A 24,600-nucleotide genomic window follows, 5' to 3' on the forward strand; every position below is an offset into this window, starting at 1 on the left:
AAAATTGCTTTTTTACGTTAAGTTGACTTCTGATATTTGTTCCATAATTTTAAAAATTGGGTTATGAATAACTTTAAAAACTCCTTATTTTACATTACAGTTATTGGCGGTTTTACCACTTTGATTTATTGGATAATTTCACAAGGTTCTTCTCTTGAAGCGGGCCGAAATGTATTAGAGAAAAAAATCGAAAGCAATCATTGGAATGATTTTTTGCATTCAATGGTCGAAAATCTACAGCATCCTCTTGCCATATTATTAGCGCAGATCGTAACCATTATTTTGGTCGCACGTTTATTTGGATGGTTTTTTAGAAAAATCGGACAGCCGTCTGTAATTGGAGAAATGATTGCCGGGATTGTCCTTGGGCCTTCTTTGGTAGGAATGTATTTTCCGGAGTTTTCAGCAGCTTTATTTCCAAAAGAATCTTTAGGGAATCTTCAGTTTTTAAGCCAAATTGGTCTAATTCTTTTCATGTTTGTTATCGGAATGGAATTGGATTTAAAAGTCTTGAAGAATAAAGCCCATGATGCAGTTGTGATTAGTCATGCAAGTATCGTTATTCCGTTTGCTTTAGGATTGACTTTAGCTTATTTTATTTACGGAACTTTTGCTCCTCAAGGCGTTGCTTTTTCTTCATTCGGATTGTTTATGGGAATCGCCATGAGTATTACGGCATTTCCGGTGCTGGCGCGAATAGTGCAGGAGCGAGGTCTTCAAAAAACGAAGTTAGGAACTATCGCGATTACGTGCGCGGCGGCAGATGATATTACGGCTTGGTGTATTTTGGCAGTAGTAATTGCTATTGTAAAAGCAGGTTCATTAGCAAGTTCATTATATGTAATTGGTCTAGCAATTTTATATGTGATTATCATGTTGAAAATTGTTCGTCCTTTCTTGAAACGTGTTGGTGATTTGAATTCAACTCGCGAAAGTTTAAATAAACCAGTTGTTGCTATTTTCTTTTTGACACTTTTGTTTTCTGCATATGCTGCTGAATTAATTGGAATTCATGCATTATTCGGAGCTTTCTTGGCTGGAGCGATTATGCCAGAAAACAATAAATTCAGAAATATATTTATTGAAAAAGTAGAAGACGTTTCGATAATTGTTCTTCTTCCTTTATTCTTTGTGTTTACTGGTTTACGTACACAAATTGGCTTATTGAATGATCCTGCTTTATGGAAAATTACAGGTCTAATTATTTTAGTGGCAGTTGTTGGTAAATTCTTCGGAAGTGCTTTGGCGGCAAAATTCGTTGGTCAAAACTGGAAAGACAGCTTAGCGATTGGAGCTTTGATGAATACGCGAGGCTTAATGGAATTGGTCGTTTTAAATATTGGTTATGATTTAGGAGTTTTATCTACAGAGATTTTCACCATGATGGTAATCATGGCTTTGATCACAACCTTTATGACCGGACCGGCTTTAGATTTTATAAATTTTGTTTTTAAAGATAAAGCTACCGCAGTTCCAGAAGAAATTGGAACCAAAAGCAAATACAAGATTCTGCTTTCGTTTGCAACTCCTGAAAGAGGAAAAAAATTACTGAAAATCGCAAACAGTTTAGTTAAAAAACAAGGTGATAATTCGATTGTAACGGCAATGCATTTGTCTTTAAGTACAGAAATACATTCATTTGATGTTAAAGATCACGAACGTAAAATGCTAGTTCCTGTTATTGAAGAGTCAAAACAGCTGAATCAAAATATGTTGAGTATTTTTAAAGTAACAAATGATATTGATTCTGATATTATTGATACCGCAAATCAAGGCGAATATGATTTATTGCTGGTTGGTTTAGGTCAGTCTATTTTTGACGGAACGCTTCTTGGAAAAATTCTTGGATTTACAACAAGAATTGTAAATCCAGATCGTTTGATTGATAAATTTACCGGAAAAGAAGGTTTGTTCGAAAATTCTCCTTTTGATGAAAGAACGCGTCATATTATTGCAAAAAGTAAAATGCCGGTTGGGATTTTTATCGACAAAGATTTAGAAGAAGTAGATCAGGTTTTTATGCCAGTCTTCAGTAAAGAAGATGCTTATTTAATTGAATATGCTAAAAAACTAATCAATAATAATGGTTCTCAAATTACAGTTTTAGATGCCAGCGGCGAAGTGAAAAACACCCGCGATATTCAGGAAACTATTCGTTCTATTGAACAGATTGCACCAAATCATATTATGATTATGCATGATAGAACAATTAAAAAAGAGTTTTTAGAAACTCAAAACTTAATGATTATAAGTTTAGACAGCTGGAAAAAACTGATCGAATCTCAAAGCACTTGGCTGAATAATACGCCGTCTGTTTTGATTTTGAAACCATAAAATTAAGAAAATGCCAATTTTTTTAAATCCCAAATTCCAATTTTTCGATTGGGGATTGGGATTTTTTTTTGAGATCAACTTTGTCAAAGTTTTAAACTTTGACAAAGGTTCTGAGTATGCTAAAACTGAAGTAAGCGCAATATTTGTCATTCCGAGGAACGAGGAATCTCCGCAAGAAACTCCGTAACGAAAACCCAAACTTTGTAGAGCTTCTCGTGGAGATTCCTCGTTCCTCGGAATGACAAACAGAACGTTTTTATTATTATGGATTATGTTTGTAGAATATAGGACTGTCCTTCGACTTCACTCAGGAAAACAAAAAATGAAGTAAAATTTGCGATCTTTGCGTAAAAACTTTGCGTTCTTTGCGGTTAAATTCGGCCAAATTTGGATTTAAAATTAAAGTCCTAAATCCAGAACATAAGAAATCTTAACCGCAATATTATCTTCAAATTTCAGTAATTGATTTGGACCATAACGATAAAATCCGCCCAAACCAAAACCTTTGAAAATACGGTTTAATTCAATTCCAGATTCAAAAAAACCTTTGTCTAAAGTTTTATAAGCAGGTCCAACATGCTGTTCTGGTTTTTCCATATTTCCCCAAGCCATTCTTGTTACTAAAACTAAAGATGGGCGAACTTTTTTCATGATTTTAATTCGGTCAAAACCATGTTTGATTTGAAAGAAAACGTATTGGCTCGAGAAAAACTCATTAAAATACATGGTTTCAAAACTGTTTCGTCCGGCAAAAGTAATACGCTGAATTACAGTTTCTTTTGTCAAGTTATTTGGCATGGTGTTGTATAAATGCGTAATTGGTACATCACCCATTGCAACACCACCTTGGAGGAGTAAACTTGTTTTTTGTCCGTTGAGGTATTTTTTTTCATATTCTGTTTTGAAATCTATTTTACTGAATGTAAAATCATTTTCAAGAACATTTGGCAATGATTGTGTAAACTGGAATGTAAATCGCGGAAATTGTTTGTCTGATTCTGTTCTTCCAGTTGGCGTCTGCATAAAATCGCTAAATGGCGCCCAAACAATCGATGCCATTGCAGTCGTCATTATATAACTTGAATACAATTGCCCGTTTAGATTGTATAAATAGTCAAATTTTGGCTCTACATACGTTCTTGCTAATTCGAAAACTGCTTCTGTTTTCGGAATAATTTTGGTTTGAATATTTGCTTTCCAAGCTATGTATTTGTAAAAAGTACTAATGTTGATAGGCCTCGGATCATAAATCTTAAAAACGCGTTTGTCTACAGCAAAAACCGTACTTGCAATTTCTCGAACATCATCTGTATAAGATCCGTTTAGCCAAGTATTAGTGTTTTTGTCCAATAAAACTCCAGATCCAATGCTGTATTTAAAAACCCCGTCTTTCGTTCCATATGCGCCATAACCTTCAATTCTAAACAATTTAGAAAATCGATCGTTGGTTACACCGCCAAGACCCAATCGAAAACCTTCATAGTTATTGTAACTGATAAGCTTTTTTAAATCCAAATCAATTGGCCCAATTGGGAGATAACCGTTAATGATTTTTCGGCCTAAACCCAAACGTTTTTCAATTCGTTTGCTCAGCGACAAACTGTCTATCAATTGATAGGTTTTTTGGCCTTTTAAATCTAAATTTTCTTTCCTATATTGATTCCAGAATTCTTCGGGTTTTTTATTGGCATCATCTTTAATTTCAATATAAAGCGACGGATTTTTTATAGTAGGATTTGTATTGTAATGAATGTCAAAATTATTGCTTTCAGAAATTAGGTACGTAAAATCAGAAGCTACTTTTTTTCTGCGCTCAAAATTATCTTCGACATCGCCGTCAAACTGAATTGTTCCGCCTAAAATTTTAATATCATCGTCATTCTTTCCTTTTACAATTTTGAAAGTAGTGTTGCTCTGAAACCAGATTTTTTCCTCCGGCACATATTCAAATTCATGAATACCACTAATGTCTAAAACTGCTTTTATGCGCATTACAGCTTTTGCAACAGCAAAATTTTCCTCATCGATATATAAAACACCTTCTAATGCATTTGTTTTTCTTTTCTTGTTTTTAAAGTAGATCATAAAGGTATTTCGACCTTTAATTGGCACCGTGTCTAGAAGTTTGTAATTGTAATCGGAAAAGGCATTGTCTGCAATTGGACTTTGGTGTTTGGTTTCGAATAATTCATATTTCGAATCGTAAATCGAAATAGACTGCAAGTTAAAAGCGATAATTTCATAAACTGGCTGTTTAAAACCCGCCATTTTTGTTCCGAGGATCGTTTCTTTTAATTTATTGTTTCCGAATTGATACTGCGAAACTTTCTCCGTTTGAAACAAATGCTGTTTGCTGATGATTTCTTTAAATTTATAATCAGAAGAATCAATGTTTATTGTTTTTTTATTGAAATCTTTATAAGCTGCAGATGAATCAATTCGGCCGTCGATAGAATCTGGATTTGCCGTAACAATCAGTTTGTTATATGTTTTGTATTCAAAACTGCTGAGTTTTTTCTGTGGATTGTTTTTGTTTTTATTCGCAATAACTTTTTTAATGATCGTCAAAGCCGGGTTTTCATTTGAAACAACAACTTCTTTTAAATCGTCTGTCTTTTGCAAAAGCGAAATTGCGTAAAATTTTTTATGGCTAGTTATGCCAATTATTTTGGTTTGAAACCCAATGTACGAAACGGCAAAAGTGGTCGTTTGTGAATTGATTTTAAATTCAAATTTTCCGTCAACATCTGTAATGGTATTATTGTTGTCGGCTGTTGTTATGGTTGCAAAAGGAAGAGGTTTGTTATTTGCATCTGTAACAATTCCGTTTATTTGAAATTGCGCCTGAATAGTAAGCGTAAAAAACAAAGTCAATAAACAAAATAGTCTCATAGAGAATTATATAGATTCAAAAACGAAAAAAAAATAATTTTGGTATGCAAAAATAAGAATAAAAAAATCCGTTTGGCAAAATTACACCAAACGGATTTTTTATTTTCTGTTATATCGTATTACACTTTCATGATTTCGGCTTCTTTTGCAGCCAATAACTCATCAATTTTTTTAGTGAAAGCATTTGTCAAGTTTTGAACTTCTTCTTCAGCAGATTTGCAGATGTCTTCAGAAGTTCCTTCTTTCTCTAATTTTTTGATGTCAGTGTTAGCATCTTTACGAGAATTACGGATACCAATTTTAGCATCTTCAGCCTCAGATTTTGCTTGTTTTGCTAAATCTCGACGACGTTCTTCTGTCAAAGGCGGCACGCTGATGATAATTACATCACCATTATTCATTGGGTTAAAACCAATATTGGCAATCATAATTGCTTTTTCAATTGCCTGCAGCATGTTTTTTTCAAAAGGCTGTAAAGTAATTGTTCTCGCATCAGGAACACTGATTTTTGATACTTGCGAAAGTGGTGTTGCAGCACCATAGTAATCAACAAAAACACCTCCAAGCATAGCTGGAGAAGCTTTTCCTGCGCGAATATTTAGAAATTCTTTTTCTAAATGCGCAATCGAACCATTCATTGACTCTTCAGTACTTTCTAATATGAAATCTATTTCTTCACTCATTTTTTTTAGATTTTTAGATTTTTAGATGATTGGATTTTCAGATTTTCTTTTAAAAACTCATCTAATTTACTAACTGATATAATTTTATTTTTTTGGATCGCCGAAATTTAGAAAGTCTAATTTTCTATCCCGAAACTTCGGGACTAACAATCTAAGTAGTCTAAATATTTACGACAGTTCCGATGTTTTCGCCTTCGCAGATTTTCAAAAGGTTTCCAATTTTGTTCATATCAAAAACAACGATTGGCAATTTGTTTTCCTGGCTTAAGGTAAACGCCGTTGTGTCCATTACGTTTAATCCTTTTTTAAGAACATCGTCAAAAGAGATAAAGTCGAATTTTACTGCCGAAGCATTTTTCTCTGGATCAGAATCATAAACTCCATCAACACGAGTTCCTTTCAGGATAACATCAGCATTGATTTCGATTCCTCTTAAAACTGCAGCAGTGTCGGTTGTGAAATATGGATTTCCAGTTCCGGCACCAAAAATTACGATTCTTCCTTTTTCTAAGTGACGATCAGCTCTTCTTTTGATATAAGGTTCTGCGATAGATTCCATTTTTAAAGCAGTCTGTAAACGCGTTTTCATTCCTTTGTCTTCAAGCGCGCCTTGTAAGGCCATTCCGTTAATAACAGTAGCTAGCATTCCCATGTAATCACCTTGCACTCTGTCCATTCCAGCGCTTGCACCAGCAACGCCTCTAAAAATATTTCCTCCTCCAATTACAATAGCGATTTCTACACCCTTACTGTGGATTTGCTTAATTTCATCTGCATATTCGGCCAATCTTTTTGGGTCAATTCCGTATTGTAAATCACCCATTAAGGCCTCGCCGCTAAGTTTAAGAAGAATTCTTTTATATTTCATGTTTGTGTTGCGTTAATTTGTGCAAATATAGACATATTCTGATTTTTAAAAATAATGTTTACAAAAAAATAATTGTGCTATGAATTTAAATTTATAAAGAATTTTAGCGTTTTTTTCTATCAAAACTGATAAAAGTCAGTTATCAATCTTCAGAAATCCGTAAATTTATGGTAAGCAAAATAAATTTTTATGAAAAGTATCGTAGCTAAAGCATTATTTAACAGCCATTCCTATGCGGAATATCGAAAATTAGTTTCCGATTTATTATCCGAAGGAAAATCGACCGGAAATGAGCAGTCTGAAAGTCTGACTAATTATACGAAATTGAATGAAGCAAGAATGAATCGGCTCGAAAAGACGATCCAAGTTTCTGAAAATTTAGTTTCAAAACTGCAGCATCTGAATAATCATTATATCTGGCTGGTAATTTCAGAAGGATGGTGCGGAGATGCGGCTCAGATTCTTCCAATTTTAAATAAAATGGCTCACGAATCGGATAAAAAAATAGATCTCCGAATTGTTTTCCGTGATGAAAATGATGATTTGATGAATCATTATTTGACAAACGGAGGAAGAGCAATCCCAAAAGTAATTGTGATTTGCAAAGAAGCTGGAATAGTTCGAGCAGATTGGGGGCCAAGACCAAAAGGAGCAACCGAATTAATGGCAAAACACAAAAAAGAAGTTGGGCCAATCGATGAAAAAATCAAAACCGATCTTCAATTGTGGTATTTAGCAGATAAAGGGATTTCTGTACAAGAAGAGTTGGTTGAAATCATGGAAAACATTAAGTATAATCGACTATAATAACCATTACTTGGGGAAGTATTTAATAAAATAATTGTTGATAACGTGTTGATAATAAACTAAATAAGATGTTAAATAATGTGTCTTAAATTTTTATTTCATCCAGAATTTTGTAACTTAGTAACACTATCCCACTTCTATTATTAATTTTCTGATTTACTCTTTTTATTGGTGTTTATTTAATGTTTAACGATTAAAAAATGCACTATTATGAAAAAGTTATTCGAAAGATTTTATGATTTCTTTTCACAATTTTTATTTGGAGGGAAAAATGTGCCTCACTATTAACTCAGGGGAAATGAGTATGGAATAACTATACTTTGATTTACGAGCTTGGCACATTACGATCATTTTGTAATGTGCTTTTTTATGCATTTTTACTTAATGATTACTTTAAGCTTTCTTCAAATAAAGTAATATCAATGGCGTTTTTAACATCGTAATCGCCAATTTTTGTTCGGCGTAAAACGGTTAAATGCGAACCAGAGTTCATTGCTTTTCCAAAATCATACGCAAGTGAACGAATATAAGTTCCTTTAGAACAAACTACTCTAAAATCAACTTCGGGCAAAGCAATACGAGTAATTTCGAATTCGTGTATTGTTGTTTTTCTGCTGGCGATTTCTACTGTTTCGCCTGCACGAGCGTGTTCGTACAAACGAACGCCGTCTTTTTTAATAGCAGAAAAAATAGGTGGTTTTTGATCAATTTCTCCTAAAAACTGTTTTACAGTTTTATGAATCAAAGCTTCGTTAATATGGTCTGTTGGAAAAGTTTGATCGATTTCTGTTTCTAAATCGTAAGATGGAGTAGTGGCTCCAATGTAAAATGTCCCAGTATATTCTTTTGCCTGACCTTGAAGCTCTGAAATCTTTTTAGTGAATTTTCCAGTACAGATTAATAATAAACCTGTCGCTAAAGGATCTAAAGTTCCGGCATGGCCAATTTTAAACTTTTTTGGAAGCCCAACTTTATTAATTAAAAGATATTTTAATTTATTGACAGCTTGAAACGAACTCCATTTTAAAGGTTTGTCAATCAGTAAAACTTGTCCGTTTAAATATTCTTCAGGTGTCATTATATTATGGTAAGCGGGTGAATGAAAAAGTGAATCAGCAATAAAGCGACTCCTGCGATGATTCGGTAATAACCAAAAACTTTAAATCCGTTTTTAGTCAAAAAACCAATGAAAGTTTTAATAGCTAAAAGCGCTACAATAAAAGCGACTACGTTTCCAATAACTAATATTGTCGTTTGATCTTGAGATAATTCAAAACCAGCTTTGTAATAATCGTAACATTTTTTTACCGTAGCTCCAAGCATTGTTGGAACAGCAAGAAAAAATGAAAATTCAGCAGCTGTTGTTCTGCTTAATTTTTGAGACATTCCTCCAACGATGCTGGCACCGCTTCGAGAAACTCCAGGAATCATAGCAATACATTGAAATAAACCAATTTTTAGTGCCTGTAAATAAGTGATCTCTTGTGAAGTTTCAGGAGTATTTGGATTGTTGAACCATTCGTCAACTTTTAATAAAATCAATCCTCCAATTAAAAGTGAAATGGCAACTGTAACAGGATTTTCTAGTAAACCATCAATAAAATCGCTTAATAATAACCCTAAAACTACGGCAGGAATAAAAGCGACTAAAAGTTTAAAGTAAAAGTCAAGTGTTTGAAAAAATCGCTTGAAATATAAAACGACTACTGAAAGAATAGCACCAAGCTGAATAACAATTGTAAAAAGTTTGGTAAAATCTTCGTGTGCAATTCCGAAAAAAGAAGAGGCAATAATCATGTGTCCAGTTGAAGAAACAGGTAAAAATTCAGTAATTCCTTCAATAATGGCAAGAACGATAGCTTGTAATGTATTCATGGAGAATTTTAGATTTCAGATTTCAGATTTTAGATTGCTTAACCCTTCGACTTCGCTCAGGGTGACAAACATAAAATCAGAGATCTATTATTTGGATTTTTTGAAAATAGAATAAATCGTGATTCCAAAACCAATTAAAACGGTTGTTGGTGCTAAACGAATACGTCTAAAACTAAAAATATCTTCATTAAAAACATTCGGGTCAGTACTTCCTCCTCCAGACATTAAGATAAATCCTAATGCGATAACTGCAATTCCTATCAATAAAATTTTGTAGTTGATGCCGTCAAAAAGGAATTCCTGTTTTTGAACTTGTTGTTCTTCTTTATAATTGTTGTTTTTCATCTTTATTTATTTTTCAGCCTGAGCAAAAGTCAAAGGCGTTTTTTTAATCTAAAATCTAAAGTCTTCAATCTAAAATTAATAAAGATCGTCAGTTCTTAAATTCAAGAAACGTTGTGTTGCAAAATGCGTACTAACCCAAGTAATTAAAACTCCTAATCCGAAAACGGCTAATAAAACCAATCCTATTAGTGCTTTGTCTTCTAAAATTCCTAAACCAGGGAAATTAGTTTCTACATATATCAAAAGTCCAATTAATGCAACGATTGCCAAAGCTGCACCAAGCATTCCTAATTTCACGCTTCTTGTTACAAAAGGCTTGCGGATAAATGATTTAGTCGCGCCAACCATTTGCATTGTTTTAATAATAAAACGATTTGAATGTATCGATAAACGAAGTGAACTGTTAATTAATAAAACTGCAATTACAGTCAAGAAACCGCTGATAATCAAAATCCACATACTTACTTTTTTGATATTGTCATTTACCAGATTTACTAATTGTTTGTCGTAAACAATATCTTCAATCATAGTGTTTTGACGCAAACTGCTTTCGATTTTGGTAATGCTGTCTCTTTCAACATAATCCGCTTTTAAGTGAATGTCGTATGAGTTCAACAATGGATTTTCTCCCAAAAAGGTAAGGAAATCTTCTCCAATAATATCGGTGTGTTCTTTTGCCGCTCTTTCTTTGGTTACATAAACAAAAGATTTAGCAAAAGGAGCTCTTTTTAATTCGGTATTAAACGCTTTGATAACGCTGTCATTTGCTTCATTTTTAAAGAAAACGGTCATGGCGATTTTTTCTTTAAAATCATCTGCCAATTTTTTAGAATTAATGATGAATAATCCCAGTACTCCTAAAAGGAATAAAACCAAGAATACACTTAATACTACCGAAAAATAAGAGGAAATTAACCTGCGCTTTTGAAATTTATCAAAGTTAGAACTCATAGTCTGCTTAAATTATGTGGTAAAAATAATAAAGAATTTCTTTATTTAAAGTTATTAACGAACTTTTATACTATAAAAGTACAATTCCATATTGAATAAAAAATGTGTTTAACCGCAAAGTGCGCAAAGTTTTATGCAAAGTTTCTAAATAAAGCTGTTTTAATCTCGCAAAGTCGCAGAGTCGCAAAGTTTTTTTCAATCAATATTAAAACTTTGCGACTCTGCGACTTTGCGAGCAAAAAAAGGAAGAATCTTAGTTGACTTTGTAGACTTCGATGCTTTTAAGCCAATAAACATGTCGTGGTCCGGTTCTGATATCATTTCTGCAAATTGCAATCATTTCGCCATTTTTTACTGGTTTTCCATTTTCTTCAAAAAGAATATAAGTGTTTTCACCCGTTGGGTTATTGAAAATTTCAGCCCAAGAAAAAGTTGCTTTATAATCGTCAGAAGCTCTTGCAACGATATAAAAATTTCGGTCTTTATGATCTTCCTGTTTGATCTTTGCCTTTTCTAAAATATCCTTTAAAAGGACGCCTTTGCAAACTTTAATTTCTCTTTTGACTTCTCCGTTTTTACCCGTTATTTTTAAATTGTCAATCGTTACAACCTTCATTTTTCTCAAAGAATCAACCGTTAATTGAAGTGGAAATTCGACATCGCCGTTCACTTCAATTTGGTGATTTACTAATTTTAAACTGTCTTCAGCAGAAAGTAGATTGTGATCATGTTTTTTAGTTTCTGAAGTTTTTTCGGTTGAAACTTTTTCTTCTTTTTTAGAAGAATTGCACATCGCACATGAAAATGCGATCAAAAGAATAAGAATGTAGTTTTTAGTTTTCATAGAATTTGCAGTTTAGATTTTGTTAGTTTCCCACACTAATGATAAATAATACAATCCGCCAATTGATGGTCCGCCAAGAATGGAAGTGTATTGTTTGTTGAGAATATTTGTACCGCCCAGTTTTGTTGTAATACCTGTTTTTTTGAAGTAATAATTAACCTGCGCATCCATAGTCCAATAAGCTGGAACAGTTCCACTGACTAAAAATGAAACATAATCAAAGTTGTTTTGATAGCGAGCGGTAACACTTGCGCCAAGATTTTTCCAGATATTTTGCGCCATTAACGTTCCGTTGACGTTAAATTCTGGCGTGTTGAAACCGTCTTCAAGTCCATCTTTATCGTCGGTTCTGTCGAGCTTTGTGTAAGTTAGGTTTGTTAAAGCAGTAAACATTTCGTCAAATCTATATTTCAAACCTAAACTTCCGCCGTAATTGTAGATTTTGCTTTTAGAATTGGTCCAAAGTCTGTAGCGACTTTGTGTGTTTTTTGAATATAATGCAGTCGGAATTAAATTTGGATCTGTTGTATTTGGAATACTCGCTTCGACTTGCGCGATGAAATTTTTATACGAGTTGTAATAGAAATCGGCATCAATAAAAAGGTTTCTGTTTAATGTTATTCCTCTAAAACCAACTTCAAAAGATTTTACAAATTCGGGTTCTAAATAAGTGTACGGATTTTTCTGAATCGTATTTTTATTTTTTTCGATTGCCTGCGCCTGGGTCAAACCATTTGTATTGACATCCGTATTCACTTGCGCCTGAAATTTATCAATCGAAGCTTTGGTATATGAGTTTTCGAAAATTCCATCCGACATAATTCGCAATCCGCCAACACGTTTTACACCGCCTGAATTTACATTCGAAAAGCCTTCAAAAATACTCGGAAAACGATATCCGTTTTGATACGAAGCTCTAAAGTTTAAACTCTCTTTTGGTGAATAAACTGCTGTAAATTGAGGGGTGAATTTGGCATCAAAATAATCGGCTTTGTCCATTCTTATTGTAGCGCCTAAACATAATTTCGAATTAAATAAATCTTTAGTTAACTGGGTATATCCGCCAAATTTTTGATACGTCAAATTTTCATCAGCATGAACAGGATTAATAAAATAATTTCCGTCCGGAACAATAATGTAATTTCTGTAATCGACTCCGCTTAAAAGTTTAGCATCAATTTTTTCGAAGAAAGAAGTAAAAGCTTTATCCCAATTAATTAATCCTTCGCCATGAACTAACGTTGATTTTACACGCAAAGCGGCGCCAATATCCCAATTATTAATGTCGATCAATTCTTCTTTTTTCTTTTCATAAGCTTCAGTTCCGGGAATAAATCTTCCTTGATCTGATTGTGTTCTGGCAATTCTGTGTGCGTCTGCAACTGTTGCACCACCAGTAATAGCATTTTTGTAGGCAGTTGTATAGTCGGCAAACCATTTATCGTCAGACTTATAAGCACGATCCATATTCTCGGCAAGAGAACGCATATTGTATGAATCTCCAGTATTCTCTGTTGTCGCGTAGGCTTTTACCTGAAAAATGGGATTGTGAAAATCAACAGCAAATTGATTCAGTGTATAATTGTCAAGTCTGAAACGATTTGAACGTTGGTAAATCGTATTGATTAAAGCTGTTTTATAAGTCACAGAAAGCTCGTTTTCTGGTTTTGGGCGAAAATAAAGTCCAACGTCAGCTTTGTAATTTTTGATTCCGTAATCTGAAATGTCTGTTTCGCGATAACCCGTTCTGGCCACGACATAATTTTTGCCGTTCAAGTTTAATGTTTTTCGATTTGCCGATTCATTTCCGTAACCGTTTACTTCGTCATAAGCCGGATTATCGGCGCCAAATAAGCCTGTTGAAGCATTTGCATTTGGAGCCAAATCAGTTCTGTCATCAGCAACCCAATCAGTTCCTCCGGTTGTCGAAGCATTTACTTTAAAAGCGAATTTTTCATTAAAAGCTTTTGCAAATCTTAAATTAAACTGCGAATAAATTTTTGGAGAAAACCGATCAATATTCCCCACATGATTCACGCCGGTTAATTGCTGAATACTTACGCCTTGATATTCAAAGGGATTTTTGGTTTGAATATTTGCCAAACCATTAATCGCGTTCATTCCGTACAAAGCCGAAGCGGTTCCAGGAATAATTTCAATTTTATCAATATCAAGATCATTTGCACCCAAAGCATTTGCAATTGGTGCGCCTAAATGTGGCGCCTGATTGTCGATTCCGTCTACTAATTGCGCAAATCTGACGTTTGTAGAATTAGCAAAACCTCTTGTATTAATAACTTTAAAACCTAAACTTGGCGTAATAATTTGAACGCCTTTTACATTTTCGAGCGCTTCATAAATACTTGGCGATCCCATTTTTTTGGCTTCCGCCGATTTTAATTGCTCAATACTTATAGGAGAGCGAAGAAAGTTTTCTGATCGACGAGAAGCTGTAATGACAACTTCGCTCAATTCTTCTTTTTTAATGCTGTCTTGTTTTGTTTTGGAATTCTCAGTTTGAGAAAAGCATTTAAGGCTTATAAAAATAAATAGGAGATACAGTTTTTGGTTCATGTTTTTGGTTTTGTTTCAGTATGTTTTAAAATGAATACTGATAGTTAAAAAAAAGATTTTGGTTAAAATGCTTAATCTACTCTAGGTTTTATTAATCTCGCAAAGACGCAAAGGCGCAAAGTTTTTTTCTTTTTTAAGCTTTATATTATTCTGTTTGCGACTTAGCGTCTTTGCGAGATTAAAAACATAAGCTTTGTGAATTATTTTCTTTAAATTAAAATTTCAGATTCTGAGTTTCTTTCTGAGCAAACTCTTTAATACGTTTTTCAACTTCATAAAAAACTGCAATTGCTTTTTCACCAGCGGCAGTTAATTTTGCACCGCCTCCGCCTTTTCCACCAAGAAGTTTTTCCACCAAAGGTTTTTCGGCGCGCTGATTCATTTCTTCAACCAATTGCCAAGCTTGTCTGTATGCCATCTTCATTTCTTTAGCGGCATTTGTAATAGAACCCGTTTTCTGAATATTTTCTAAAAGCCAGATTTTTCCAATTCCAAGAAAAGCGCCTTCGGTTTCTTCAATCCAAACACGTACTTCAATTGAATATTTTTTATCGTTGCTCATTTGATTCTTTTAATGACTTTGTAAAAATAATTCTTTTAATGTAAAAATATTCTTCCAGAATTGAAAATTAAGCTTGGAGAAAATAATTGACTTAAGTATTTTAATTGCAAACATAAGTATTTTTACGTAATTAAAAATAAGTATTTTGTTATTTTATTTGTTTGTCAATGAAATAGCTTTGGAACAAGCAACAATAAATGTAAATTTGCGGCATAATTAATTTAGTGAAAAGCTTAGAACCTTAGTAACTTAGAATCTTAGTCACTTAGAAATGAAGTACAATCCAAACGAAATTGACGCCAAATGGCAAAAATATTGGGCAGAAAATCAAACTTTTGCAGCAAAAAATAACTCTGAAAAACCGAAACATTATGTTCTCGATATGTTTCCTTATCCATCTGGAGCAGGATTACACGTTGGTCATCCGCTGGGTTATATAGCTTCAGATGTGTATTCTCGTTTCAAAAGACATCAAGGTTTCAATGTTTTGCACCCAATGGGTTACGACAGTTTCGGATTGCCAGCAGAACAGTATGCGATTCAAACAGGACAACGTCCTGAAGATACAACGCGTGTAAATATTGACGGTGGCGTTGACAAAGAAGGAAAACAAATTGCAGGATACAGAAAACAATTGGATAAAATTGGTTTCTCATTTGACTGGGCGCGTGAAGTGCGTACATCAAATCCTGATTATTACAAACATACACAATGGATTTTTATCCAATTATTCAATTCTTGGTATTGCAGAAAACAAGGAAAAGCTTTTGAAATTTCAGAGCTTGTAAAAGTTTTTGAAGAAGAAGGAAATAAATTAGTTGAAGCAGTTTGCGACGACAATGTTGCGATTTTTACTGCCGACGAATGGAATGCCTATTCTGAAGATCAAAAAGAGAAAATCTTGTTGCAATACAGAATGACGTATTTGGCAGAAACCGAGGTAAACTGGTGTCCAGGCTTAGGAACTGTTTTGGCAAATGACGAAATTGTAAACGGAGTTTCGGAGCGCGGAGGCTTTCCTGTTATAAGAAAAAAAATGACACAATGGAGTATGCGAATTTCTGCTTATGCCGAACGTTTGCTTCAAGGTCTAAATGATATCGATTGGAGTGAGTCTATAAAAGAATCTCAAAGAAACTGGATTGGAAAATCGGTTGGAGCTTTAGTAACTTTTAATGTGAAAAATCATGATGAAGTAATCGAGGTTTTCACAACGAGACCTGATACTATTTTTGGTGTGACATTTATGACTTTGGCACCAGAACATGATTTGGTTGCTAAAATTACAACTCCGGAACAAAAAGAAGCTGTTGAAGCGTATATCGAAAAAACAGCAAAACGTTCTGAGCGTGAGCGTATGGCCGATGTAAAAACGATTTCAGGAGTATTTACAGGAGCTTATGCAGAACATCCATTTACAAAAGAAGCTATTCCGGTTTGGATTGGTGATTATGTTTTGGCTGGTTACGGAACTGGTGCTGTAATGGCGGTTCCTTGCGGAGACGAAAGAGATTACGCTTTTGCTAATTTCTTTAAAGGTCAAAACGGAATGCAGGAAATCAAAAATATCTTCGCTAATGTTGATATTTCTGAAGCAGCTTACGGATCAAAAGACAACGTTGAAATCGCAAATTCTGATTTCTTAAACGGATTAAATTATAAAAACGCGACGCATGCCGCTATTGCTGAATTGCAAAAAATAGGTCAGGGAATTGGTAAAACAAATTACCGTTTGCGTGATGCTGTTTTCTCTCGTCAGCGTTACTGGGGTGAGCCATTTCCAGTTTATTATGTAAATGGCCTTCCTAAAATGATTGACACACAGCATTTGCCAATTATCCTTCCAGAAGTAGAAAAATATTTGCCAACCGAAGACGGTTTGCCTCCGTTAGGAAATGCTGCAGTTTGGGCTTGGGACAGTGTTCAGTGTTCAGTTGTTAGTACTCAGTTGATTGACAACGTGACTATTTTTCCATTAGAATTGAATACAATGCCTGGTTGGGCAGGAAGTTCATGGTATTGGATGCGTTACATGGATGCGCACAACGAAAGCGAATTTGCTAGTAAAGAAGCTTTGGCTTACTGGGAAAATGTAGATTTATACATTGGAGGAAGTGAGCACGCAACAGGTCACTTATTATATTCTCGTTTCTGGAACAAATTCTTAAAAGATAAAGGTTTTGCTCCAACCGAAGAACCATTCAAAAAACTGATTAATCAGGGAATGATTTTGGGTACAACGGCTTATGTTTATAGATTAGAGGTATTGTTTCGTCAATATGTTAAATCAAATAAAAACCGTTCAGAAACTAATGGAAGAGTATTTAAAGACGTATTTGTTTCTAAAAATGTAATTGATAAATACAAAAAAGATAATGATCACTCTTTTATAAAAGGTGAACTTAAGGGATTTATTGAAGAATATGTTGATGGATTCAATTCTAAAAATGAAGAATGGGAAATGGATTATTCTTTAGATTTTCATCCTATTCGTGTTGATGTTCATTTTGTAAATTCTTCAGATGAATTAAATATCGAAAAGTTCAAAGCTTGGAGAGAGGATTTTAATACAGCAGAATTCATTTTTGACGAAAACGGAAAATACATTGTGGGCCGTGAAGTTGAAAAAATGTCGAAATCATACTATAATGTGGTAACGCCAGATGATATTTGTAATGAATACGGAGCAGATACATTACGGTTGTACGAAATGTTCTTAGGACCGTTAGAGCAGGCAAAACCTTGGAATACTGCCGGAATTTCTGGTGTATTTGGTTTCTTGAAAAAATTATGGAGATTGTATTTTGATGATAATGGTTTAATCGTAAACAACGACGAACCAACAAAAGACAACTTGAAATCATTGCATAAAACAATCAAAAAAGTAGCAGAAGATATCGAGAATTTCTCTTTCAATACTTCGGTTTCTCAGTTTATGATTTGTGTAAATGAATTGTCTTCTCAAAACTGTCATTCAAGAGCGATTTTAGAGCCATTAGCAATTTTGGTTTCGCCATACGCACCACATATTGCTGAAGAGTTATGGTCGCAGTTAGGACATACAACTTCAATTTCAGAAGTGACGTTCCCAATTTTTGATGCAAGTCATTTAGTGGAAACAAATAAAGAATATCCGGTTTCTTTCAACGGAAAAATGCGTTTCACAATCGAATTGCCTTTGGATTTAACCAAAGAACAAATCGAAGAAATCGTAATGAAAGACGAAAGAACGCAAAAACAATTAGACGGTAAAACACCTAATAAAGTGATTATTGTTCCTGGAAAAATTATCAATTTGGTAGGATAACCGAATTAAATTTCAGTATAAAAATTCCAAATTCCAATTTTACGATTGGGATTTGGGATTTTTTTTTGCGTCTTGTTTTTTCGCCACGAATTACGCGAATTTTCACGAATTTTTATTTCGAAAAACGCATAGTTTGTCAGTCTGAGCGAAGTCGAAGACCACGCAAGTAACTCGACACAGATTGACGATTTTGATTATGGAGCTTCTCGCGTGGTCTTCGACTTCGCTCAGACTGACACTGCGTCTAGTTTGTCATTTCGACGAAGGAGAAATCTCCACAAGTAGCTCTACAAAGATTGGAGATTCTGATAGCGGAGTTTCTCGCGAAGATTTCTCCTTCGTCGAAATGACAAGATTGAGGGAAAACTTTGCGACTTAGCGTCTTTGCGAGCAAATAATCTTGCGTTCCTTGCGTAAACCTCCGCGTTCTTTGCGGTTAAAAACCCCGCCAACATTGAGATTTGGATTTTTTTTATTGAAATTTTAAATTAAGTTGTAACATTTTAATAGTCGTCGTATCAAAAGCATGGATCCGATTTAATTAACAACTTAAAACTATTAAAAATGAAAAAGTATATCATCTTAATTATCGCATTCTTATTCTCAGCATTATGTCTAAATGTTTTTGCACAAACAAAATCATATCCTTTCGAAGTTCTTAAAACAGGAAAAGGAAAACAATCTATAATATTCATTCCCGGATTTGCTTCTTCTGGCGAAGTTTGGAACGAAACCAAAACCGCTTTCGAAAAAGACTTCACTTGTTACACACTTACAATGGCCGGCTTCGCGGGGGTAAAAGCACAACCAAATCCTTCATTCGAAAATTGGAAAACAGAAATTGCCAATTTTATAAAAGAAAATAAAATCGTAAAGCCAATTCTTGTTGGGCATAGTATGGGCGGTGGGTTGGCTTTGGCAGTCGCGGCTGATTATCCGGAACTTATTGGAAAAATTGTTGTTGTAGATGCGCTTCCGTGTATGGCTGCGTTGATGGATCCTTCTTTTAAATCAAAAGAAAATAATGATTGCACATCAATAGTGAACCAAATGACTAGCATGACAGATGCCCAATTTCTAGATATGCAGAAAAAAACAATGCCACGACTTTTGGCGGATGCCTCAAAGATGGATATGGTGGTGGATTGGAGCGTAAAATCAGACAGAAAAACATTCGGGCAAATGTATTGCGATTTTTCAAACACCGATTTAAGAGCGAAAATCGCACAAATAAAATGCCCGACGTTGATTTTATTAGAGTCTTATTTTATAAATTTAAAACCAGCAATTGAAGATCAATATAAAAACTTGAAAACAGCAAATTTTCAATATGCGAGTAAAGGTCTGCATTTTATTATGTATGATGATGCAGCTTGGTATTTGGCACAATTAAACACTTTTATAAAATAATAAGAATGGAATTTGAACAAATCTACAAAACATATTGGGGTCGAATATTCAGGCTTTGCATGGGTTTTGTCAATGATTATGACATTGCGCAGGATCTCGCTCAGGAAACGTTTATAATTGTCTGGCAAAAGTTGGAAACATTTAGAAACGAGGCGGCTATTGGAACTTGGATTTTCAGAATTGCTTCTAATAATTGTTTAAGACAAATTGAAAAACAAAAGCGTTTTCCAAAATCAGATTTGCCAATTCATCTTTCAGAAGAAAAACAACAGTCAATAGAACCGCAGATTCAGTTTCTTTATAAATGCATTGCTGAGCTTCCAGAAACCGACCGTATTATTATTTCATTGGAATTAGAAGAAGTCAAGCAGGCAGAAATTGCCAAAATTGTTGGGCTTTCAGAAGCGAATGTTAGAGTGAAAATTCACAGAATAAAAGAAAAACTGACTCAAAAATTTAAAGAAAATGGACAACGATAACAATATAGATTTTAAAGATTTATGGAAAAAACAAACCGTAAGTCAGCCTGATATGCAGGATTTGCTTTCCAGAGTAAGCAAATTTAAAAAAGCATCTTTACGCAGTTTATGGATGACAAATATTTTGCTTTTTGCAACGAGTGCTTTTATTATTTTTATCTGGATATATTATCAGCCACAGCTTATTTCAACTAAAATCGGAATTGTTTTAACGATTCTTGCAATGGTGATTTATTTATTTGTTTCGAATAAATTATTCAGCAATTATAAAGATATTGATGCAACGCAGACGAATCAGGAATATCTTCAAAAATTAATTCTGATTCAAAAGAAACAACAGTTTTTGCAGACTACTATGATGAGCTTGTATTTTTTACTTTTAACAACGGGAATTTGCTTATATATGTATGAATATACAAGTCGAATGACAGTTTTGGGTGCAAGTCTAACGTATGGAATTACTTTGTTGTGGATTTTGTTTAACTGGTTTTATATTCGTCCAAAACAAATTAAAAAACAGCAGGATAAAATAAATGCTCTAATTGAAAAATTTGAAGAAGTCAATAATCAATTAGAATCTTAGACATGAAAGCTTTACAGTGTTGTAAAGCTTTTTTTGTGTTGAAAAATGCCAAAATGTCATTTTGTTAAAATGGTTCATAAATTGTGATTGATTTTGTAACTTTAAAAATCAATCAAAAAAAAAGTAAAATATGGGAGGTGCATACATAATTCTTGCCGGAGCTATAATGTTGTTTAGCTGGCTGGTAAGTGCAAAACTAAAAAGCAAATTCGAATTGTATTCTAAATTGCAACTGCAAAACGGAATGAGCGGTAAAGAAATCGCAGAGAAAATGCTTGCTGATAACGGAATTACGGATGTTCGTGTTATTTCGACTCCGGGTCAATTAACAGATCACTATAATCCGTCAGATAAAACAGTGAATTTGAGTGAGGCTGTATATAATCACCGAAACGCGGCGGCGGCGGCAGTTGCGGCGCACGAATGCGGGCATGCGGTACAACATTCAATTGGATATGAGTGGCTGACAATGCGTTCTAAATTAGTTCCAATTGTAAGCATTGCGTCCAATTATGTACAATGGATTTTAATTGCTGGAATTTTAATGATTAAAGTTTTTCCACAGTTGTTATTAGTTGGAATTATCATTTTTGCTGCAACGACTTTGTTTTCGATCATTACGTTACCAGTCGAATATGACGCAAGTAATCGTGCTTTAGCATGGCTTGAAAATAAACATATGCTGACACAACAAGAACAAGCAGGAGCAAAAGATGCTTTAAAATGGGCCGCAAGAACGTATGTTGTTGCCGCAATTGGATCGATAGCAACATTGTTATATTATATTTCAATTTATTCTGGAAGCAGGAGGAATTAATTTGATAATTGAGATAATTAGTCAATTAGATAATTTAATAGCAAACCCGACAAGTTTTTAAAACCTGTCGGGTTTTGTTTTTTGCATATCGATACAAATTAAACTGGACTTCAATCCAGTTTAGTATAATAAATTTTAAAATTTTCTAATTATCAAATTGACATATTTTCTAATTAGTGCATTCTCAAATTGACACATTTTCTAATTCTAAAGTTGAATCTGTCTGTCAATTTGTTGATCTAGTGAAATAAAAGTTTCAGTTCTTGAAACTCCTTCGATAGCCTGAATTTTATTATTTAATAGCGTCATTAAATGTTCATTATCGCGACAAATGATTTTAATCAAAACCGACCAGTTTCCAGTTGTGTAATGACATTCTAGAACTTCTGGAATTTTTCTTAATTCTTTTACTGCTTCAGAGTTTCGGGAAGCTTTATCAAGATAAACACCAATAAATGCCATTGTGTTATAGCCTAGAACTTTTGGATTAACAGTGAATTTTGATCCTGAAATAACGCCCGACTGTTCGAGTTTTTTTAATCGTTGATGAATTGCAGCGCCTGAAATGCCAATTTTATTAGCAATTTGTAATATTGGTTTTCGGGCATCGTCCATTAAATAACGAAGAATCTCTTTGTCGATACCGTCAATTTCAATTATTAGGGAATTAATTTTCATAACTTAAAATTTGAAACTATTTTTTATGATTTGGGTTTTGAATAGAAATCAAATGTAGTTAAAAGGTGCTGAATAATAAAATTCCAATTTTTTAAAATTTCTCAAAAAAAACATAGTCTGTGGTTTCAACCACGGGAGACATTTCCAGAATGATCTTTGTCAAAGTTTAAAACTTTGACAAAGGGGGAGAAGTTAAAGATGTTAGAAAACAAAAAATCCAAATCCCAGTGATTAGTTGGAATTTGGATTTTAATCCCGAGGCTTCGGGAGTATATTTTTATTCTTAGGTTTATTTTCCTTTGTTTGCTTCGGCGATGTATTTTTCTAAAGCCATTGTCATTGAAGGAGTTTCAGGAGTTGGAGCAAGAATATCAATTCTTAAACCATGATCTAAAGCTTCTTTTTGCGTTGTGCTTCCAAATACAGCGATTCTGGTGTTGTTTTGTTTAAAATCAGGGAAGTTTTTAAACAAAGATTTGATTCCTGTTGGGCTAAAGAATGCTAAAACATCGTAATAAACATCAGCTAAATCAGAAAGATCGCTCATTACAGTTCTGTAAAAAATAGCCTGTGCCCAATCAACTTTTAAGTTGTTAAGTGTTACAGGAGCATCTGCGTTTAATTGATCAGATGCAGGAAGTAAAAACTTCTCGTCTTTGTACTTTTTGATAAGCGGAGATAAATCTGCAAAATCTTTTGCTCCAACGTAAATTTTACGTTTTCTGTACACAACATACTTTTGAAGGTAAAATGCAACTGCTTCAGATTGACAAAAATATTTCAATCCTTCTGGAACTTTGTAACGCATTTCATCAGCCACTCTAAAAAAATGATCTACAGCATTTCGACTTGTTAAAATGATCGCAGTGTAATGATTAAGATCGATTTTTTGCAATCGAATCTCTTTTGCGCTAACCCCTTCCACATGAATAAATGGTCTGAAATCAATTTTTATTTTGTGTTTTTGTTGGAGCTCAAAGTAAGGAGAATTCTCCACTTTAGGTTCAGGCTGTGACACCAAAATTGTTTTCACTTTCATATTATAAACATTTTCTAAGCACTCCCTTTTGTTAACCAATAATAAAGAAAATAATAAGGGGCTATTTCAAGAGCGCAAAGATATAAAATAAAATAAAATAACTTGCTGATTATTGCATTTTGATACGTTTTAATTGAAATAAAATAGGAGTATAGGCTTATACACAGCGAAATGCCTATGAATGCTAACGGTACAATTGTTGGAATATTGTCATAATAAAACAAAACGGCGTTGATTGGCAGTAATAATACGCCTATGTAAGTTCGATAAGTGACTTTTTGAAGGTTAAAAAGATCCACAAATTCTTCAATATTAAATGAAGTTGCGACTATTTTCTCGACTAAATATTTTGCAAGAATGAAATAAAGAAGAAATGTTGCAATCTGAATAAATAAAAGCCAGTCGGTTTTTAAAACTATGTCTGCTGCGTTTTTTGAGTTTTGTGAAAAAATATGCATCGTAAGCTGAATGAAAAAAGCAAACGAAATAATCTGTACAAAAAATAAACCGACTGTAAAACTGCTTTTCATGTGGCTGTTATCACGGTAGATTTTGGCATATTTATCTGAAAAAATTAGCTTGCTAAATTCCGAAAATCGGCTTTCGTAAGCTGACTTTGTAATTGCAACAACGGCAAAGGTCAGGACAAACAAAGCAGTTGCCCAGTCTTTGTTTTCAATAATTCGTGGATGAAGGTGTTCAATCATAGTGTCACAAAATTAGTAATTTTTATATTTCAACAGTTTTATTATGTATTTATTATGAAGCAAATGCTATAAAAAGTTTACTTTTGCGGTGAAATTACCGAGAAAAAAATGAGTGATAGTATTGTCATAATTCCTACTTACAACGAAATTGAAAACATTGAAAGTATAGTGAGAGCTGTTCTTTCGCAACACAAGTCTTTTCATCTTTTAATTATTGATGATAATTCCCCAGATCATACCGCAAATAAAGTGATTGCTTTGCAGGAAGAATATCCTGGAAGATTGTTTTTGGAAAAAAGAGCAAAAAAATCAGGTTTAGGAACTGCTTATGTTCATGGTTTTAAATGGGCCTTGGAACGTCAGTATGATTTTATTTTTGAAATGGATGCCGATTTTTCACACAATCCTAATGATCTTGAAAAATTATATGACGCGTGTCATTTTGGAGGTGCCGATTTAGCAATTGGTTCACGTTATGTAAAAGGTGTAAACGTTGTAAACTGGCCTTTAAGCCGTGTGTTGATGTCGTATTTTGCATCAGTTTATGTGAAATTCATTACCGGAATGAAAATTCACGATGCGACGGCAGGTTTTGTTTGTTATAAAAGAGAGGTTTTAGAGAAAATAAATCTGAATAAAATCAAATTTGTTGGATATGCTTTTCAAATTGAAATGAAATATCGAACTTATTGTGGTAAATTTGAGATAACGGAAGTGCCGATTATTTTTACGGACCGAACTAAAGGAGTTTCTAAAATGAGCAATGCTATTATCAAAGAAGCTATTCTTGGTGTAATTTCTCTTCGATTAAAAAAATTATTCAATACATTATAAACAAAAAGGCA

General features: G+C 33.8%; 21 protein-coding genes. 8 read left to right on the forward strand and 13 right to left on the reverse strand.

Going from position 1 to position 24,600, the window contains the following annotated elements; translation table 11 throughout:
• Window positions 1–63 precede the first annotated feature (63 nt).
• Complete coding sequence (locus tag RB619_RS12480) at window positions 64–2,334, forward strand: cation:proton antiporter (protein ID WP_308097892.1); 2,271 nt, start codon at window positions 64–66, stop codon at window positions 2,332–2,334.
• Window positions 2,335–2,733: 399 nt separating this feature from the next.
• On the opposite strand, the gene RB619_RS12485 is transcribed toward RB619_RS12480, so the two are convergent.
• From RB619_RS12485 to pyrH, 3 genes are all read right to left on the reverse strand, one after another.
• A complete protein-coding gene (locus RB619_RS12485) occupies window positions 2,734–5,226 on the reverse strand; it encodes a DUF5686 family protein (protein ID WP_308097894.1) in 2,493 nt (830 codons plus the stop codon).
• A gap of 119 nt (window positions 5,227–5,345) precedes the next feature.
• Complete coding sequence (gene frr / locus RB619_RS12490; RefSeq protein ID WP_035653278.1) at window positions 5,346–5,909, reverse strand: ribosome recycling factor; 564 nt, start codon at window positions 5,907–5,909, stop codon at window positions 5,346–5,348.
• Window positions 5,910–6,069: 160 nt separating this feature from the next.
• Window positions 6,070–6,777, reverse strand: a complete 708-nt coding sequence (gene pyrH / locus RB619_RS12495; protein WP_035681787.1) for a UMP kinase — start codon at window positions 6,775–6,777, stop codon at window positions 6,070–6,072.
• Between the two features lie 189 nt (window positions 6,778–6,966).
• On the opposite strand from pyrH, the gene RB619_RS12500 reads away from it, so the two are divergent.
• Window positions 6,967–7,584 carry a thioredoxin family protein gene (locus RB619_RS12500; protein WP_308097898.1) on the forward strand — a complete coding sequence of 206 codons (618 nt, stop codon included), beginning with the start codon at window positions 6,967–6,969 and terminating at the stop codon, window positions 7,582–7,584.
• A 388-nt stretch (window positions 7,585–7,972) separates the two neighbouring features.
• Here the strand turns inward: RB619_RS12500 and truB are convergent, their stop codons facing one another.
• The 7 genes from truB to RB619_RS12535 all read right to left on the reverse strand — a co-directional run bounded on the left by truB (window position 7,973) and on the right by RB619_RS12535 (window position 14,735).
• Window positions 7,973–8,662: a tRNA pseudouridine(55) synthase TruB gene (truB, locus tag RB619_RS12505; RefSeq protein WP_308097900.1), complete on the reverse strand. Its 690-nt coding sequence runs from the start codon at window positions 8,660–8,662 to the stop codon at window positions 7,973–7,975.
• Window positions 8,662–9,459, reverse strand: coding sequence for an undecaprenyl-diphosphate phosphatase (locus tag RB619_RS12510; RefSeq protein ID WP_308097902.1), 798 nt, complete (start codon window positions 9,457–9,459; stop codon window positions 8,662–8,664). Before RB619_RS12510 ends, truB begins: the two co-directional genes overlap by 1 nt.
• 87 nt (window positions 9,460–9,546) lie before the next feature.
• Window positions 9,547–9,804: a DUF3098 domain-containing protein gene (locus RB619_RS12515; RefSeq protein WP_308097904.1), complete on the reverse strand. Its 258-nt coding sequence runs from the start codon at window positions 9,802–9,804 to the stop codon at window positions 9,547–9,549.
• A gap of 75 nt (window positions 9,805–9,879) precedes the next feature.
• On the reverse strand, window positions 9,880–10,755 hold the full coding sequence (locus RB619_RS12520; protein ID WP_308097906.1) for a permease-like cell division protein FtsX: 876 nt from the start codon (window positions 10,753–10,755) through the stop codon (window positions 9,880–9,882).
• Between the two features lie 253 nt (window positions 10,756–11,008).
• Window positions 11,009–11,599, reverse strand: a complete 591-nt coding sequence (locus tag RB619_RS12525; RefSeq protein WP_308097908.1) for a molybdopterin-dependent oxidoreductase — start codon at window positions 11,597–11,599, stop codon at window positions 11,009–11,011.
• Window positions 11,600–11,611: 12 nt separating this feature from the next.
• Window positions 11,612–14,173 (reverse strand): TonB-dependent receptor domain-containing protein, encoded by a 2,562-nt coding sequence (locus RB619_RS12530; RefSeq protein ID WP_308097910.1) that lies wholly within the window; start codon window positions 14,171–14,173, stop codon window positions 11,612–11,614.
• Window positions 14,174–14,387: 214 nt separating this feature from the next.
• Window positions 14,388–14,735, reverse strand: a complete 348-nt coding sequence (locus RB619_RS12535) for a LysR family transcriptional regulator (protein WP_308097912.1) — start codon at window positions 14,733–14,735, stop codon at window positions 14,388–14,390.
• Between the two features lie 271 nt (window positions 14,736–15,006).
• Here RB619_RS12535 and RB619_RS12540 point away from each other — a divergent pair, with 271 nt between their 5' ends.
• The 5 genes from RB619_RS12540 (at window position 15,007) to RB619_RS12560 (ending at window position 21,331) form a co-directional block, all read left to right on the forward strand.
• Window positions 15,007–18,042: a class I tRNA ligase family protein gene (locus RB619_RS12540; RefSeq protein ID WP_308097914.1), complete on the forward strand. Its 3,036-nt coding sequence runs from the start codon at window positions 15,007–15,009 to the stop codon at window positions 18,040–18,042.
• 564 nt (window positions 18,043–18,606) lie between these two features.
• On the forward strand, window positions 18,607–19,452 hold the full coding sequence (locus RB619_RS12545; protein ID WP_308097916.1) for an alpha/beta hydrolase: 846 nt from the start codon (window positions 18,607–18,609) through the stop codon (window positions 19,450–19,452).
• Window positions 19,453–19,457: 5 nt separating this feature from the next.
• The gene (locus tag RB619_RS12550; protein ID WP_308097918.1) at window positions 19,458–19,931 is read left to right on the forward strand and encodes an RNA polymerase sigma factor; all 474 of its coding nucleotides are present in this window, start codon (window positions 19,458–19,460) and stop codon (window positions 19,929–19,931) included.
• Window positions 19,918–20,514 (forward strand): hypothetical protein, encoded by a 597-nt coding sequence (locus RB619_RS12555; protein WP_308097920.1) that lies wholly within the window; start codon window positions 19,918–19,920, stop codon window positions 20,512–20,514. The genes RB619_RS12550 and RB619_RS12555 overlap by 14 nt, the downstream gene beginning before the upstream one ends.
• A 130-nt stretch (window positions 20,515–20,644) precedes the next feature.
• Window positions 20,645–21,331, forward strand: a complete 687-nt coding sequence (locus tag RB619_RS12560; protein ID WP_308097922.1) for a zinc metallopeptidase — start codon at window positions 20,645–20,647, stop codon at window positions 21,329–21,331.
• Between the two features lie 207 nt (window positions 21,332–21,538).
• On the opposite strand, the gene RB619_RS12565 is transcribed toward RB619_RS12560, so the two are convergent.
• The 3 genes from RB619_RS12565 to RB619_RS12575 form a co-directional block, all read right to left on the reverse strand.
• The gene (locus RB619_RS12565) at window positions 21,539–22,009 is read right to left on the reverse strand and encodes an Lrp/AsnC ligand binding domain-containing protein (protein WP_308097924.1); all 471 of its coding nucleotides are present in this window, start codon (window positions 22,007–22,009) and stop codon (window positions 21,539–21,541) included.
• A 289-nt stretch (window positions 22,010–22,298) separates the two neighbouring features.
• Window positions 22,299–23,048, reverse strand: a complete 750-nt coding sequence (locus RB619_RS12570; protein ID WP_035653304.1) for a uroporphyrinogen-III synthase — start codon at window positions 23,046–23,048, stop codon at window positions 22,299–22,301.
• A 14-nt stretch (window positions 23,049–23,062) separates the two neighbouring features.
• Window positions 23,063–23,755, reverse strand: a complete 693-nt coding sequence (locus RB619_RS12575) for a DUF4271 domain-containing protein (RefSeq protein WP_308097927.1) — start codon at window positions 23,753–23,755, stop codon at window positions 23,063–23,065.
• A gap of 108 nt (window positions 23,756–23,863) precedes the next feature.
• On the opposite strand from RB619_RS12575, the gene RB619_RS12580 reads away from it, so the two are divergent.
• Window positions 23,864–24,589, forward strand: a complete 726-nt coding sequence (locus RB619_RS12580; protein ID WP_308097929.1) for a polyprenol monophosphomannose synthase — start codon at window positions 23,864–23,866, stop codon at window positions 24,587–24,589.
• The last annotated feature ends 11 nt before the right edge of the window (window positions 24,590–24,600 follow it).

Origin of the sequence: Flavobacterium sp. LHD-80 (assembly GCF_030929605.1) — a bacterium.
GTDB lineage: Bacteria > Bacteroidota > Bacteroidia > Flavobacteriales > Flavobacteriaceae > Flavobacterium.